Annotated in this window: 14 protein-coding genes; 2 read left to right on the top strand and 12 right to left on the bottom strand. The window is 66.2% G+C overall.

All coding sequences use genetic code 11. The annotated features are described in order from the left end of the window. Nucleotides 1-107: 107 nt before the first annotated feature. From DK847_RS10555 to rpoZ, 11 genes are all read right to left on the bottom strand, one after another. On the bottom strand, nt 108-4160 hold the full coding sequence (locus tag DK847_RS10555; RefSeq protein WP_111198439.1) for a PKD domain-containing protein: 4053 nt from the start codon (nt 4158-4160) through the stop codon (nt 108-110). Nucleotides 4161-4345: 185 nt separating this feature from the next. Next, nucleotides 4346-4621: a DUF1467 family protein gene (locus DK847_RS10550; protein ID WP_111198437.1), complete on the bottom strand. Its 276-nt coding sequence runs from the start codon at nt 4619-4621 to the stop codon at nt 4346-4348. Beyond that, nucleotides 4618-5022: a methylmalonyl-CoA epimerase gene (gene mce, locus DK847_RS10545; RefSeq protein WP_111198435.1), complete on the bottom strand. Its 405-nt coding sequence runs from the start codon at nt 5020-5022 to the stop codon at nt 4618-4620. The genes DK847_RS10550 and mce overlap by 4 nt, the downstream gene beginning before the upstream one ends. Before the next feature lie 48 nt (nt 5023-5070). Next, nucleotides 5071-5796: a DNA repair protein RecO gene (gene recO, locus DK847_RS10540; protein ID WP_111198433.1), complete on the bottom strand. Its 726-nt coding sequence runs from the start codon at nt 5794-5796 to the stop codon at nt 5071-5073. A gap of 4 nt (nt 5797-5800) precedes the next feature. Further along, nucleotides 5801-6715 carry a GTPase Era gene (gene era, locus DK847_RS10535; RefSeq protein ID WP_111198431.1) on the bottom strand — a complete coding sequence of 305 codons (915 nt, stop codon included), beginning with the start codon at nt 6713-6715 and terminating at the stop codon, nt 5801-5803. Further along, the gene (gene rnc / locus DK847_RS10530) at nt 6712-7401 is read right to left on the bottom strand and encodes a ribonuclease III (RefSeq protein WP_111198429.1); all 690 of its coding nucleotides are present in this window, start codon (nt 7399-7401) and stop codon (nt 6712-6714) included. The genes era and rnc overlap by 4 nt, the downstream gene beginning before the upstream one ends. Before the next feature lie 7 nt (nt 7402-7408). Beyond that, nucleotides 7409-8221, bottom strand: a complete 813-nt coding sequence (gene lepB / locus DK847_RS10525; RefSeq protein ID WP_245414584.1) for a signal peptidase I — start codon at nt 8219-8221, stop codon at nt 7409-7411. A 143-nt stretch (nt 8222-8364) separates the two neighbouring features. Continuing rightward, on the bottom strand, nt 8365-8763 hold the full coding sequence (acpS, locus tag DK847_RS10520) for a holo-ACP synthase (RefSeq protein WP_111198425.1): 399 nt from the start codon (nt 8761-8763) through the stop codon (nt 8365-8367). Further along, nucleotides 8760-9344 carry an orotate phosphoribosyltransferase gene (pyrE, locus tag DK847_RS10515; protein ID WP_111198423.1) on the bottom strand — a complete coding sequence of 195 codons (585 nt, stop codon included), beginning with the start codon at nt 9342-9344 and terminating at the stop codon, nt 8760-8762. Before pyrE ends, acpS begins: the two co-directional genes overlap by 4 nt. Nucleotides 9345-9349: 5 nt before the next feature. Continuing rightward, on the bottom strand, nt 9350-11518 hold the full coding sequence (locus tag DK847_RS10510; RefSeq protein ID WP_111198421.1) for a RelA/SpoT family protein: 2169 nt from the start codon (nt 11516-11518) through the stop codon (nt 9350-9352). A 233-nt stretch (nt 11519-11751) separates the two neighbouring features. Continuing rightward, on the bottom strand, nt 11752-12162 hold the full coding sequence (gene rpoZ / locus DK847_RS10505) for a DNA-directed RNA polymerase subunit omega (protein WP_111198668.1): 411 nt from the start codon (nt 12160-12162) through the stop codon (nt 11752-11754). 117 nt (nt 12163-12279) lie between these two features. Here rpoZ and DK847_RS10500 point away from each other — a divergent pair, with 117 nt between their 5' ends. Continuing rightward, nucleotides 12280-12759: a methyltransferase family protein gene (locus tag DK847_RS10500; protein ID WP_111198667.1), complete on the top strand. Its 480-nt coding sequence runs from the start codon at nt 12280-12282 to the stop codon at nt 12757-12759. Between the two features lie 56 nt (nt 12760-12815). Then, complete coding sequence (locus DK847_RS10495; RefSeq protein WP_111198420.1) at nt 12816-13634, top strand: DUF2066 domain-containing protein; 819 nt, start codon at nt 12816-12818, stop codon at nt 13632-13634. 104 nt (nt 13635-13738) lie between these two features. On the opposite strand, the gene DK847_RS10490 is transcribed toward DK847_RS10495, so the two are convergent. Next, nucleotides 13739-13948: a cold-shock protein gene (locus DK847_RS10490; protein ID WP_111198666.1), complete on the bottom strand. Its 210-nt coding sequence runs from the start codon at nt 13946-13948 to the stop codon at nt 13739-13741. Nucleotides 13949-14102 lie beyond the last annotated feature (154 nt).

Here is a 14102-nt window from a genome sequence, read left to right as displayed (position 1 = left end):
GGCAGAAAAGGGACCCCGATTGAGAACAAGGGCGAAGCCTCGGCTTCGCCCTTTTCTCTTGCCCTTGCATCATCGGCGCGGCCGGACCGCTGCGCCGCAGCTTTCGGTCAACGGCACAATTCTCCAGCGGCCTCCGGTGACGGCGCATAGGTCGTCTCGCCCACCTTCAGTGCTGTGACAGTGATGCGATAGCAACCACTGGCCACCATCGGCGGCGTCACAAAGCTTGCAATGCCGTTGCTGCGGGTCGAGCCCCAGCCACCCCGCGCGAAGGGGCCGGACCACTGGACCGCAACGATGGCCTTGCGAAGCGGCTTGCCGGCCTCATCCACCACGGTCACCTCGGCCCGAGCAATCGGCCGCTTCCAGCGGTTCAAGGCCTGTTTCACCGTGAGGCTGGCCACCTTCGGAGCATCAGACGGCACCGTGGGCTCGACCAGGATGGTGGCGGTGGATTCGGAGGTCAGGCCGTCATTGTCGGTCACCGTCAGCCGCACCGTATAGGTGCCCGGCTCGGTGTAGCGCGTCGCGGCTGACTGGAGTGCGGGGCCGGAGTCCGTCGAGCCGTTGCCGAAGTCCCACTGGTAATTGGTGATCTGACCATCATCCGTGGTGGCGGAGGCGTCGAAGGTGACGTCCAGCGGTGCGACGCCGCTGAGCTTGCTCGCCGTGAAGGAGGCCACAGGCCTGGCGGTGACATTCACCGTGAGACGCGCCTCGTGCGAGAGCGAGGCGCCGTCCGTCACCAGCAGGACCACTTCGTGCGCGCCCGCTGTGGTGAAGGTCTTCGTCACCTTCACGGGCGTCGTTTCGGTGCGCACCGATCCGTCATCGAAGGTCCAGCGGTAGCTCACGATCTGCACGTCGTCGTGAGACGGCGCCGGATCGAAGGTGACGCTCAGCGGCGCAACACCCTCCGTCCTGTCGGCGGTGAAGGACGCCGTGGGTGCTACAGCAGGCGTGACCGTCACATCCCGGTTGGTGGAATGAGAGAGGCCCGCATTGTCGGTGACCGTCAGCCGCACCGTATAGGTGCCCGGCGCGGTGAAGGTCCTGGACACGATGGCCGCCGTCGTCTCATTCCGGGTGGTGTCGTCGCCGAACTCCCAATGGTAGCTGGTGATCTGGCCGTCATCGGTCGAGCCCGAGGGATTGAAGCTGACGGCCAGTGGTGCCGGACCGCTCGACGGCGAGGGGGTGAAGGACGCCGTGGGCGGGGTGTTGGGCGTGACCGTCACATCCCGGGTGGTGGACTGGGAGAGGCCCGCATTGTCGGTGACCGTCAGCTTCACGGTGTAGGTGCCCGGCTCCGTGAAGGTCCTGGACACGATGGCTGCCGTCGTCTCGTTCTGTGCGTCGTCGACGCCGAACTCCCAATGGTAGCTGGTGATCTGGCCGTCATCCGTCGAGCCCGAGGGATTGAAGCTGACGGCCAGTGGTGCCGGACCGCTCGACGGCGAGGGGGTGAAGGACGCCGTGGGTGGGGTGTTGGGCGTGACCGTCAGCTTGACCGTATAGGTGCCCGGGACCGTGAAGGTCTTGGGCACGATGGCCGCCGTCGTCTCGTTCTGGCTTGTGCCGTCGCCGAACTCCCACCGGTAGCTGGTGATCTGGCCGTCATCCGTCGAGCCCGAGGGATTGAAGCTGACGGCCAGTGGTGCCGGACCGCTCGACGCCGAGGGGGTGAAGGACGGCTTGGGCTTGGCGAGGACAGTGATCTGCCGGATGGTCTCTTCGCTGAGGTTCAGGTTGTCCGTCACCCTCAGCCTGATCGTATAGGTCCCCGGCTTTTCGAAGGTCTGGTTGAAGGCGTCTCCCGTCGTCTTGTTGGGGATGGCGATGTTGGCGACGCCGGGCGGTTCGTCCACTGACCACTCATATGTCGTGATACTGCCGTCGGCGTCACTCGAGGCGCTGGCATTCAGCGAGAAGACAGCCGGCGCAATCACCGGCCCGGCGGCGACAGGCGTGGCGTCGAACGATGGCGTGGGCGCGGTGTTGACGACAACAACGTTCTGGATGGTGTGGGCGCTCAAGGTCGCGTTCGTCACCGTCAGCTTGACGGGGAAGGTTCCGCTTTTGGTGAAGGTGTAAGGGGGCGGATTCCTGCCGGACAGCGTGGCGATGGCGGGTTCGCCGATCTGCCAGGCCCAGCTGGTGATGGGGCTGCCTCCGGGCAGCGACGGCGATCCATCGAAGGTCACCTGCAAGGGTGCCCGGCCCGTGGCGGGGCTGGACGACATGGTGAAGTTGGCCGTGGGTCCGCCGGGGTTGGTGGCCTCGACGGTGACGGTCGTCGTGGCGGTCCGGGTGAGGCCCGTGTCGTCGGTGACCGTCAGCGTCACCGGATAGGTCTGCGGGCTGGAGGGCGCCTCCGGGTAAGTGTGGGTGACGGTCGCAGTCTTGCTCTCGAGCGTCGTGGTGTCGCCGAAATCCCATGTGTAGCGCACGATCTGGGAGCCCGTCGCGGCGGCGGAGGCAGAGGCATTGAAATTCACCGTGAGCGGGCCCTTGCCGCTCGGCAAGAGAGGCGTGAACTGCGCCGAGGGCGGCGTGGTGCTGGCGGGCGCCACGAAACTGGCAGTGAGCGTATAGGCGCCGACGCTGCCATAGTTCGAATAGCCCGTCGCCGCGTTCGCGGCGGTGACGTTGGGCAGGCCTTCACCCCCGCCCTTCACTTCGAGGAAGTATTTGCCTGCCGCCAGGTTGGCGACGGTGATTGCGGCATCGAGCCTGCCAGCGGGGTTGTTGGGGTTCGGGATCTGGGCATTGTTGGTCGGCACGATGCCGCCGGTGGAATTCTTCAGCGTCAGCACCAGGTCGGCATTGGCGCCCACGGCAGCGGGCGTTGCCGTTGCCGTGAAGGTGCCGAGACCCGCCTTCACGAAGAAGACGTCACTGTCCTCCGCTGAGGTGATCACCCCGTCGAAGGAGCCGGTGCTTGGCCCCGCGTTGCGCTGCACCGGCAGCCATTCGGCCGCCGCGGTGGTGTTGCCTGCCTCGTCCGCCCGCAATGACAGGGCGTTGCCCAGGTCGCCGCCCAGCAAGCCCTCAAAGTCTCCCGGATCGGAGCTGGTGGGGATCGCGTCACTATACTCGCCCATGCTGAACTGGCGGAGCGGCCGCCCCGACAGCCCGCCCATGATGGGCGCCCAGGCATTCACCGCGTTGTTGCCATGGCCCTCGTACAGGTCTGCTGTGCTGGTGCCCCGGTATGCGAGGCCGAGCGAGGAGCCGACGGCGCGTGACGCGCGGTCGGCGAGGTCCTGGGCAAAGAGCACCTGCGTGCCGGTGGAGCTTCCCGTATGGAAAACCACCGAGGGCTTGTACCTGTCACCGACATCAAAATACGACAGCACGTAAGTCTTGTCGGCAATCGGATCACCGGTCTGGCCGCACGCTCCGCAGTTCCAAACGCTGGAAACCGGGGTGAACAGCACGTCGATCCCGAAGGCCGGGTCGTTTTCATCGACGGTTGTGGTGGGGTCGTCCGCCTGCGTGCGGGTGATGCGCTCCGGCGGCGGAGGCTCGGTGGTGACGTCGACATCGAAGGGCGCATAGTCTTCCGCCACCCGTTGCCAGACCTCCTGGATGATGCGGCGCTCCGCGTCCGAGAAGGCCGGCGCGGCATCGATGCTGAAGGGCGGCACGACGATGCTCGTGAGTCGGAGATCCTGGACCTGCTGGTTGTTGGCGGCCGTCAGGGTCTTGCCCGCGAAATTCAGGTAGATCGTCTTGGGTGCGTCAGCCTTGCTGTGCAGGGCGAAGGTCTGGTCCAGCGGATAGGGTGCCGTGCCGCCCGCCCAGGGCATGCTGAAGGCCTGGGCGCCAGCGGCCATCCGCGCCGCCGCCGCGGCCGCGGGCTGCAGCCGGCCGGCGGGCGATGACTGGAACAGCCGCCCCGTGCCGCCGACGCGCAAGCCGCTGTCCCGCTGGAACTTTCGGCGCAGTTCGTCCGCCGTCCAGCCGTAATAGGCGGCCACCGCCGGCAGGTTGCTGCCCAGCGCGGCAATGGCCGCATTGCCGGAGACCCCCGGCGTGGTGACCGTGATGGTGGGAAAGACCTTTGCGGCGGCGGCCTGGAGGCCGGCCCCTGCGGGCATGATCAGCAAACCCAGGATCATGGCGACGCGGGCAGCCAGACGGATGATGATGGACACGGGCCTCTACTCCTCCACCGCCGAGAGCTTTCAGATGCAGCAAACGGCGACAACTGCAAATGCAAGTTGCTATATCAGGGAGAGGCTAACTGGACAATGAATTCCAAGCAGAGGTTGTACATTTCGCATCGAATTGCTTAACGCGAAAGCTCATGCACCGCTTGGTTCAACGAACTGACGCAGCGTCAGTCGGTGGTGATCGCCTTGACGAAGGGAATGTCGTCGAAGCCAAGCCAGTGATAGGTGACCTGGCCGTAGATGAAGGCGAAGACGACGGCTGACAGCAACGTCGTTGCCAGCACCTTGCGCCACAGCATGGGCTTCACCGGCGCGCCATGCTCGTTGCCCTGCTCTACCGTTTCGCCAGCCTCATGGGCATTCCTCACGCCGAAGGGCAGCACGATGAAGAGGCATACCCACCACGTGATGAAATAGATGGCGACCGCGCTGCCGAACTTCATGCCTGCTCCAGTTCGACCAGCGTGCCGCAGAAGTCCTTGGGGTGGAGGAACAGCACCGGCTTGCCGTGGGCCCCGATCTTCGGCGTGCCGTCGCCCAGCACGCGGGCACCTTCCGCCTTCAGGTGGTCACGCGCTGCGAGGATGTCGGCCACCTCGTAGCAGACATGGTGGATGCCGCCCGCGGGGTTCTTCTCGAGGAAGGCGCGGATGGGCGAGTTTTCGCCCAGGGGCTCCAGCAGCTCGATCTTGGTGTTGGGGAGCTCGACGAAGACCACCGTCACACCGTGGGCGGGCTCGGCCTGCGGCGCGGAGACCGTGGCGCCCAGCATGGAGCGGTAGACTTCGGTTCCCCTGGCGAGATCCGGCACCGCGATGGCCACATGGTTCAGACGTCCGAGCATGGTCAAGTCCTCCTGTCGGGGGCTATCTAGGGGCAAGCCCGCCGCGGCTCAATGCGGCTTTTCGGCCAAGGCCCGGATGATCCAGTCCTGCTGCTCGGGAAAGCTCACCCCGCGCGGCTCGAACAGGTGGCGGTGAAGGAAATAGGCTGCGAGCCTCAGTCCTTCGGCAATGTCCGGCGGCGTCGCCCCGCCGCCCTCGGCGCTGAGGAAGGCCGGCAGGCGGAACAGCCGGTCGCGGAACGGCGCCCCGGCCGCGGCGGAGACGGCCTTGCCGCTGCGCGGCGAGACATAGGCCAGCTGCTCGCGGCTGCCCGTGGCGGCGCACCTGGAAAGATCGAGGCCGAAGCCCAGTTCGTCGAGCAGGCCCAGCTCCCAGCGCACCAGCAGCGCAGGCCAGAGCTCGTCATGGTCGATGGCGTCGAGCACGATGCGGAGCGCCTCATAGACGCGGGGATGCGGCTCACGCTCGGGCAGGAGCTGCGACAGGCCGGTGAGGGTGGCGAGACCTGCGAGGCGGAAGGGCTCCTCCATGATGGCACCGGCCTTGAGGTCGAGCGGTTCCAGCGTGAAGGTGCCGAGCTGTTCCTCGAGCCGGGCACGCCAGACGGCCTGCACGGCGTTTCCCGATTGCAGCACCGGGCGCTGCTGCTTCGAGCGGCCGCCGCGCACGAGGCCCATGACGCGGCCGTGCGCCGCGGTGAGGATTTCGGCAATGGCGCTGGTTTCGCCGTGGCGGCGGACCGACAGGATCACGCCCTCGTCGCGCCACTCCATGATCTCAGACGTCGAGGCCCATGTTGCGCAGGCGTTCCTTGTCCTCGGCCCAGTTCTCGCGCACCTTGACGAACAGGAAGAGATGCACCTTGCGGCCGAACTGGCGCTCCATCTCCTCCCTCGCCTTCTGGCCGAGGAGCTTGATGGTCTGGCCGCCCTTCCCCAGCACGATGGCCTTCTGGCTGTCGCGCTGGACGAAGATCACCTGGCCGATCTTGACGGAGCCGTTCTTCTGCTCCTCCCAGGTTTCGGTCTCGACGGTGGAGGCATAGGGCAGTTCCTCGTGCAGGCGCTCGTAGATCACCTCGCGCGTCATCTCGGCGGCCATGAAGCGGAGCTGCACGTCCGCCACCTGGTCCTCGGGGTAGAGCCAGGGGCCTTCCGGCATCTTGCCCGCCAGGTATTTCAGCAAGTCCTGCGTGCCGGAGCCATTGAGCGCGCTGACCATGAAGGTCTGCTCGAAGGGATAGGCGGCATTGAATTCGGCCGCGACCTCGAGCAGGCGCTCGCGCGACATCAGGTCGATCTTGTTGATGACGAGCACGGCCCTGGTCTTGGTCTTCGCCAGATGGGCGATGAGGTCCTTCGCCTCTTCGGTGAGGCCGGGGCGGCCGTCGACGAGCAGCACCACGGCATCGGCATCGCCAGCACCTCCCCAGGCATTGTCCACCATGGCGCGGTCGAGCGTGCGCTTCGGCTTGAAGATGCCGGGCGTGTCGACCAGCACGATCTGGGCATTGCCTTCCATGGCGATGGCGCGGATGCGGGCGCGCGTCGTCTGCACCTTGTGGCTGACGATCGACACCTTGGAGCCGGTGAGCTGGTTGACCAGCGTCGACTTCCCCGCATTGGGCGCGCCGATGATGGCACAGAACCCGGCGCGGGTGGGGCCTTCAGGCTGCTTGACGTCTTCGCTCATGGCCTGATCCCTTCGCGTTTCAGAAATTGCTCGGCGGCGTCCATTTCCGCCGCGCGCTTGTTGCGCGCCGAGCCTTCGGCCGGCGCCTTGTCCTTCACGTCCACCGACACGACGAAGACCGGCTCATGCTCCGGCCCCGCGCGGCTCACCACCTTGTAGGACGGGATCGGCAGGGCGCGGGCGAGTGCCCATTCCTGCAGGAACGTCTTGGGGTCCTTGACCGCCGCCTTGGGCGCCTTCAGCTGCGGTTCCCAGCAGCGCAGCACGAAGGCGCGGGCCTCCGCCAGTCCGCCATCGAGATAGATCGCGGCGACGAGGGCCTCCATCGCATCGCCCAGCACCGTGCGGTTGAGGTTCATGCCCTTGGCGCGCTCGCCGGCGCCGATGATGACCATGTCCGACAGGCCGATCGTGTCACCCGCATCCGCACAGGCTTCCGAGCGCACGAGGCTGCTGAGCACATGGGTGAGCTGGCCTTCGCCGTCCTTCGGGTGGGTGCGGAACAGGTGCTCCGCGATGATCAGGCCCAGGACCCGGTCGCCGAGGAATTCGAGCCGCTGGTAGTCACCCTTGTGCTTCTGGGTGGAGCCATGAGTGAGCGCTTCGGTCAGCAGCGCCGCGTTGTGGAAGCGATAGCCCAGCCGCTCCGCAATGTCGTCCTGCCGCGCCGGTGTGAAGCTGTTCAAGGCCTTCTCAGATCAGCGTGAAGAAGCGGTTCCAGCGAATGGCGAAGGGCCAGTCCCACACCTGCCACAGGCTGGCATCGGGCGACACCGAGAAGAAGATGATGTCGGCGCGGCCGACGAAATTCTCCAGCGGCACGTAGCCCACACGCGGATAGCGCGAATCCTGCGAGTTGTCGCGGTTGTCGCCCATCATGAAGTAATGGCCGGCCGGCACCACGTATTCGTTGGTGTTGTCGGCATCGCCCTCGGGCTCGGTGTCGAGCACGTGGTACTGCACGCCATTGGGCAGGGTTTCGAGGTACTGCGGAACCGGCGCCTGCAGGCCCGGTTCGGACAGGTCCTCGAAATCCGCGATGCGCTCCTTCTTCACGGCCTGGCCATTGATGTAGAGCACGCCGTCGCGCATCTGGATGCGGTCGCCCGGCAGGCCGATCACCCGCTTGATGTAGTCGACGTTGGTGTCGGTCGGCAGCTTGAACACGGCGACGTCGCCGCGCTTGGGATCATCGGCGAAAACGATGCGGCCCGGAAAGTCCAGGTTGCAGCAGGACACGATTTCGTGCCCGAACAGGCCGAGCGAAAAGTTGAAGGAATAGCGGCCATAGCCGTAGGACAGCTTCGAGACGAAGAGGTAGTCGCCCACCTTCAGCGTCGGGTACATCGAGGCCGAGGGAATGTTGAAGGGCTGGTACAGGAAGGTGCGGACCACAAAGGCGATCAGCAGCGCCTGGATGATGACCTTGACGGTTTCCCACAACCCGTCTTCCGACTTGCGCCGCGTGTCCTGTGCCGCCGCCATCTCATGGTCTTTCTTATGCATTTTCGCCAAGCCGCCAATCGCCGGGCCTTCAGAATCCCGGCTATAAACCGTTTCCCGCCACCGATGCAACGCAGCCGCGCTCAAGCAGGTCCACTGTTGCCAAATAGTAACAGTGAGTGCGGCTTTCCAGTCTCACAATGCCGTCATCCAGGCAGCGCCTCGATCATCACGAAGGCATGGGCATAGGGGAAGTCGTCGGTGATGGTGAGGTGGATGCGCGGCCTGTGCCCCTCCGGCACGAGGCTGTCGAGCTGGTCCCTGGCGCCGCCCGTCAGCACCATGGTGGGCTTGCCGGACGGCTCGTTGACGACCCCCATGTCCTTCCAGAACACGCCCTTGCGAAACCCCGTTCCGAGCGCCTTGGAGCAGGCCTCCTTGGCGGCGAAGCGCTTGGCATAGGAGGCGGCGCGCTGGGCCCGCTTCTCCGACTTCCTGATCTCGACATCGGTGAAGATGCGCTCGATGAAGCGGTCGCCGAAGCGCGTCAGCGTTTCCTCGATCCGCCGGATATCGATCACGTCATTGCCGATGCCGATGATCATTTGAGGCCGCGGCTCCCCGGCTTGATGGCGGGAATGGCGGCAAGCTCCGGCGGCAGCTTGTCGGCGGCATAGGTCGGGATGTCGAGGCGGGTGAGTGCGGCCAGAGGCACCCCGATGTCCGCCTTGCCGCCCGACCGGTCGATCAGGCAGGCGGCCCCCACGGTGACGCCGCCCTCGGCGTTGATGCCCTCGATGCATTCGCGCGAGGACAGGCCGGTGGTGACGATGTCCTCCACCATCACGACGCGCGCGCCCTTCGCAATGTCGAAGCCGCGGCGCAGCGTGAGCTTGCCGTCGACGCGCTCGAAGAAGATCGACGGCACGCCGAGCTGGCGGCCCATCTCGTAGCCGACGACGACACCACCCATGGCGGGCGACGCGACGAGGTCGATGTGGCCCGTCACCATGGCGCGCACCTGCTCGGCCAGCACGGCGCAGAGCCTGGCGGCCCGCTGCGGGTCCATCAGCACGCGGGCGCATTGCAGGTAACGGTTGGAGTGAAGCCCGGAGGACAGCACGAAGTGCCCCTCCAGCAACGCGCCGGCGGCGCGGAATTCGTTCAGAACCTCGTCTTGCGTCATTGTCCCTATCCTGTCTTCCGGCTCACGTCGCTGACGGCGGGCTTGCCGCGCAGGCTGGCCATGATGTCGTTGAGGTGCTTGAGGTCATGCACCTCCAGCGTGATGTCCACGTCATAGAAGTCGCGCGCGCCTTCGCGCGCCACCATGTTCAGGGCATCGATGTTGCCGCCCAGGTCGCTGATGGTCTGGGTGACCTGCGCCAGCGAGCCCACCTCGTTGAGGATGGTGACGGTGAGGCGCGCCGGGAAGCGCTGGTCCTCCGCCCCCGTGTCCCAGGCGAGGTCGACCCAGCGCTCCGGCTGGTTGTCGAACTGCTCCAGCGCCTTGGCGAAGATCGGGTAGATGGTGATGCCCTCACCCGGCGTGAGGATGCCGACGATGCGCTCGCCCGGCACGGCACCGGTTTCGGGCGCGATCTTCAGCGCCGTGGTGCGCGCCACACCGCGCACCGGCACCGAGAGGTCGGGATCGGTCTTCTTCGTCGGCGACTTGCGGCGCAGCTCCTTGAGCTTGGTGTCGTCGATGGTGTGGCCCATGGCCTTCAGCATGTCGATGGCGGACAGCTCGCCGCGGCCGATGGCGGCCAGCGCATCGTCGACATTCTTGTGGCCGACGCGGGCAATGGCCGCCGTCACTTCCTTCTGCACATAGTTCTTGCCGATCTTGGCCAGCATCTTCTGGACGATCTCGTGGCCGAGGCCCGCAAACTGCTTGCGCGCAGCGGCGCGCGTGGCGCGGCGGATGGCGGCGCGCGCCTTGCCGGTGACGGCGAGGCCTTCCCAGGCGGCGGGCGGCGTCTGGGCGTCGGAGCGGATGATCTCCACCTCGTCGCCATTCTGCAATTCGGTGACCAGCGGCGCATGGCTGCCATTGACCTTGGCACCCACGCAAGAGTCGCCCACCGAGGTGTGGACGGCATAGGCGAAGTCGATGGGCGTCGCTCCCTTCGGCAGCGCGATGAGCTTGCCCTTGGGCGTGAAGCAGAAGACCTGGTCGTGGAACAGTTCGAGCTTGGTGTGCTCGAGGAATTCGCGCGGTGACTCGCCCTCCTGCAGCATCTCGACGAGGTGGCGCAGCCAGCGATAGGCGTTGGACTCGGCGGCGGGCGCCTTGAAGCCGTCGAGCGCCTCCTTGGCGTCGGGCGCATCCTTGTAGATGTTGTGGGCGGCAACGCCGCGCTCGGCAATCTCGTGCATCAGGCGCGTGCGGATCTGCATCTCGACGCGCATGTGGTGCGGGCCGATCACCGTGGTGTGGATCGAGCGGTAGTCGTTCTGCTTCGGCGTCGAGATGTAGTCCTTGAAGCGGCCCGGCACGGCGCGATAGGTGCGGTGGATGATGCCGAGTGCGCGGTAGCACTGGTCCACCGTGCCGACGATGACGCGGAAGCCGAAGATGTCGGAGAGCTGGCCGAGAGAGAGGAGCTTCCGCTCCATCTTGCGGAAGATCGAATAGGGCCGCTTCTCGCGGCCATAGACCTCTGCCTTGATGCCGTTCTCGACCAGCTTCTGGGTCAGCTCCTGTTCGATCGATTTCAGCACGCCGCCAGATTCGTCGTGGAGCTTGGCGAGGCGGTCGATGATGATCTTGTAGGCTTCCGGGTTCAGCACCTTGAAGGCGATGTCCTCCAGTTCGTCCCGCACCGCCTGCATGCCCATGCGGCCGGCGAGCGGGGCGTAGATGTCCATCGTCTCCTGCGCGATGCGCACGCGCTTTTCCGGCTTCACGTGTTCCAGCGTGCGCATGTTGTGCAGCCGGTCGGCGAGCTTCACCAGCAGCACGCGCACGTCACGCGACATGGCGAGCAGCAGCTTCCTCAGGTTCTCCGCCTGGGCAGCTTCCTTGGTGACGAGGTCGAGCTTGGCGATCTTGGTCAGGCCATCGACCAGGGCGGCGATCTCGGGGCCGAATTTTTCCTCGATTTCAGCTTCGGTTGCCTCGGTATCCTCCACCGTATCGTGAAGAAGGGCGGCGGCGATGGTGGCCGAGTCGAGCTTCATCTCGGTGAGGATGGCGGCAACTTCGAGCGGGTGGTTGAAATAGGCCTCGCCCGAGGCCCGCTTCTGGTTGCCATGGGCCTTCATGGCATAGACATAGGCGCGGTTGAGGAGGTCCTCATCCGCATCGGGGTCGTATTTGGTGACCCGCTCGACAAGCTCGTACTGACGCATCATGGCGTGATCTTAGCGCGGATTAATCGTTTGGCGAGTGGGGTTTGCGCGGATGCGACCTTGGCGCATGGAATTCCATCCCATCCGCGCCGTCACCCCGGCGAAGGCCGGGGCCCCGCTTCGGACATCGAACGCGCGGAAAGCTGGATCCCGGCCTTCGCCGGGATGACGGGCGCCACAGGAACGAAAAGGCCGGGCGATGAGCCCGGCCTGCCTGTTCGGTATGAAAGGAAAACTCAGTAGCCGTTGCGCTGGCTGCCGGGGCTTTCGGCCGGGGGCATGCCCTCGAGGCCGCGGAGCAGGTCTTCTTCCGTCATGCGCTCCATCTCGGGGGCGTCCTCGTCGACGGCGTCGTTGACGATGCTCATGTCACCCGACTGCTGGATGAGCGGCACTTCGGTGGCCTCCGGCTCGTCCACTTCCACATGCTTCTGCATGGAGTGGATGAATTCCTCGCGCAGGTCTTCCGGCACGATGGTCTCGTCGGCGATCTCGCGCAGCGCGACGACGGGGTTCTTGTCGTTGTCGCGGTCGACGGTGATGGGGGCCCCCTGCGACACAAGGCGGGCGCGGTGGGCGGCCAGCAGCACGAGTTCGAAGCGGTTGGGAAGCTTGTCGATGCAGTCTTCAACGGTGACGCGCGCCATGGGGCTCGTGCACTCCTTGTGAATGAACGGGAATTCCGGGCTCATAAGGAGGTTTTGCGGCCAAATCAAGCCCATGCTTGACTTTGTGGATTTGGGCCTCCTGAATTGCGGATCACCATGCCGGACCTTGCCGAGACCCCCAATACCATTCCCTGGCCGCCCCTGCTCTTCGCCGGCGCGACCATTCTCGCGCTTTGGTTGCAGCACGTGGTCCCCCTCCCCTGGCCAGGCGGAGCCTGGGCTGCGGTGCTGGCCATGGCGGGGGTGTTCCTCGCCGCGGCCGGGATCGCCCTCGATCTCGCCACCATGCTGGCCTTCCGCCGCCACCGCACCACGGTGCTGCCGAACCGCGGTGCCACCCGGCTGATCACCGACGGGCCGTTCCGCTTCTCCCGCAACCCGATCTATGTCGGCAACACCCTGCTGGTGGCGGGTGCGGGCCTGGCGTTCGGCATCGCCTGGCTGGTTCCGGCGGCGCTGGCCGCGGCCTTTGCCACCCGGAAACTTGCCATCGAGCGGGAGGAACGCCACCTCGCGCTGCGCTTCGGGCAGGAGTGGACGACCTATGCCGCGCGCACGCCACGCTGGCTGATCTGACGCCACAGCCTGCGGGCGATGGACCCGTGGCCTGCCCCGCATTAGGCTTCGCTGCCATGACCCTCTCCCGCCGCACGCTCCTGGGCCTTGCGAGTGCCTTCGCCCTCACCCGCCCCGTTGGCGCACAGACTGTTCGGGAACTCTACCAGGGCCGGACCATCGTCACCGGACGGCGGCCTGAAACCCGCCTTCCCGGCATGGTGCGCTGCCTCGCCCAGGTTCTGGTGCGGGTATCTGGCGATCCGCGGCTGGCGGTACACCCGCTGCTGGCCCGCCTGTCCGAGACGCCCGAGACGGCCGTCGCCACCTATTCCTACCGCGACCTCTATGCCTTCCGGCCCATCCGCGACGAACAGGGAACCCGCGACCGGCCTTATGAGATGACGGTGGAATATGACCCCGCGAAGATCGACGCGATGCTGGCGCAGATGGGCTCGCGGCCCTGGCTGGCGGAACGGCCGCGGCTGGTGGTCTTCCTCGCCGTCCACCACATCGGGTCCAGCTTCATGCTGAGTTCGATGGTGGACCAGGGCGAGCTGATGCGGCAGTCCTTCCAGGATGCGGCGTGGAATGCCGCCATGGAGGTGGTGATCCCGTCGCCCGAAACGCTCGCCAGGGCGGGCCTCACGGTGGAGAACACGGCCGAAGCCACGCCGCAATCGCTGCTGGGCTTCGTCGACCGCAAGGTCGGGCAGGTGCCGCTGGTGGGCCTGCTCGACTGGAGCAAGCCCCTGCTCGCCTGGAAGGCACGCTGGCGCATCGCGGCCGATGGTGCGCCGGGCTGGGGCATCGAGGGCGTCAACTTCGACGCGGCCTTCCGCAATGGGGTGGGTGGCGCGGCGCAGGTTCTGTCCGGCAACGGCACGCCCGGCTGACCGCGCGACGGGTCGGGCAATGTCCGGCCAGGCTTTGCGGGGGCCGGCACCCAGTACATCCGTGGCATGCCGGGCCCCTCACGAAGCAATCTGCCGCGCCCTTGTCAGGCGGTGCGAAGCTGGTCGGCCGAGGCCTTGCCGCTGCGCCGGTCGGTGACGATCTCGTAGGAGACCTTCTGTCCGTCCTTCAGTCCGGGGAGGCCTGCCCGCTCCACCGCGCTGATGTGGACGAAGACGTCCGGGCCGCCGGAGGCGGGCTGGATGAAGCCATAGCCCTTCTGGGCATTGAACCACTTCACGGTTCCTGTCTGCACGTCGTGTTCCTTTCGGGGCCGCCTGAGCGGCGTGCCCACGGCACAGCGCCTCTCAATGTCGCCGGTATTGCTGCTGGGTGGGAAAGCACTCGCATGGCGGGGCATGAAACCGTCGGGCCAAGGAACCGTCTGGCCATCATGTGGGCAAGCCCTC

Origin of the sequence: Aestuariivirga litoralis, assembly GCF_003234965.1 — a bacterium.
Lineage (GTDB): Bacteria > Pseudomonadota > Alphaproteobacteria > Rhizobiales > Aestuariivirgaceae > Aestuariivirga > Aestuariivirga litoralis.
Note: the sequence above shows the minus strand (reverse complement) of the source record. Positions and strands in the feature narration are given on the sequence as shown.

Bases quoted from the DNA above. Each gene is read 5' to 3' on its own strand.
- DK847_RS10550 (WP_111198437.1), bottom strand. From the start codon at position 4,621: ATGAAGTTCGGCAGCGCGGTCGCCATCTATTTCATCACGTGGTGGGTA.
- DK847_RS10510 (WP_111198421.1), bottom strand. From the start codon at position 11,518: ATGATGCGTCAGTACGAGCTTGTCGAGCGGGTCACCAAATACGACCCC.
- lepB (WP_245414584.1), bottom strand. From the start codon at position 8,221: ATGCATAAGAAAGACCATGAGATGGCGGCGGCACAGGACACGCGGCGC.
- rpoZ (WP_111198668.1), bottom strand. From the start codon at position 12,162: ATGGCGCGCGTCACCGTTGAAGACTGCATCGACAAGCTTCCCAACCGC.
- DK847_RS10500 (WP_111198667.1), top strand. From the start codon at position 12,280: ATGCCGGACCTTGCCGAGACCCCCAATACCATTCCCTGGCCGCCCCTG.
- recO (WP_111198433.1), bottom strand. From the start codon at position 5,796: ATGGAGTGGCGCGACGAGGGCGTGATCCTGTCGGTCCGCCGCCACGGC.
- mce (WP_111198435.1), bottom strand. From the start codon at position 5,022: ATGCTCGGACGTCTGAACCATGTGGCCATCGCGGTGCCGGATCTCGCC.
- acpS (WP_111198425.1), bottom strand. From the start codon at position 8,763: ATGATCATCGGCATCGGCAATGACGTGATCGATATCCGGCGGATCGAG.
- DK847_RS10495 (WP_111198420.1), top strand. From the start codon at position 12,816: ATGACCCTCTCCCGCCGCACGCTCCTGGGCCTTGCGAGTGCCTTCGCC.
- pyrE (WP_111198423.1), bottom strand. From the start codon at position 9,344: ATGACGCAAGACGAGGTTCTGAACGAATTCCGCGCCGCCGGCGCGTTG.
- era (WP_111198431.1), bottom strand. From the start codon at position 6,715: ATGAGCGAAGACGTCAAGCAGCCTGAAGGCCCCACCCGCGCCGGGTTC.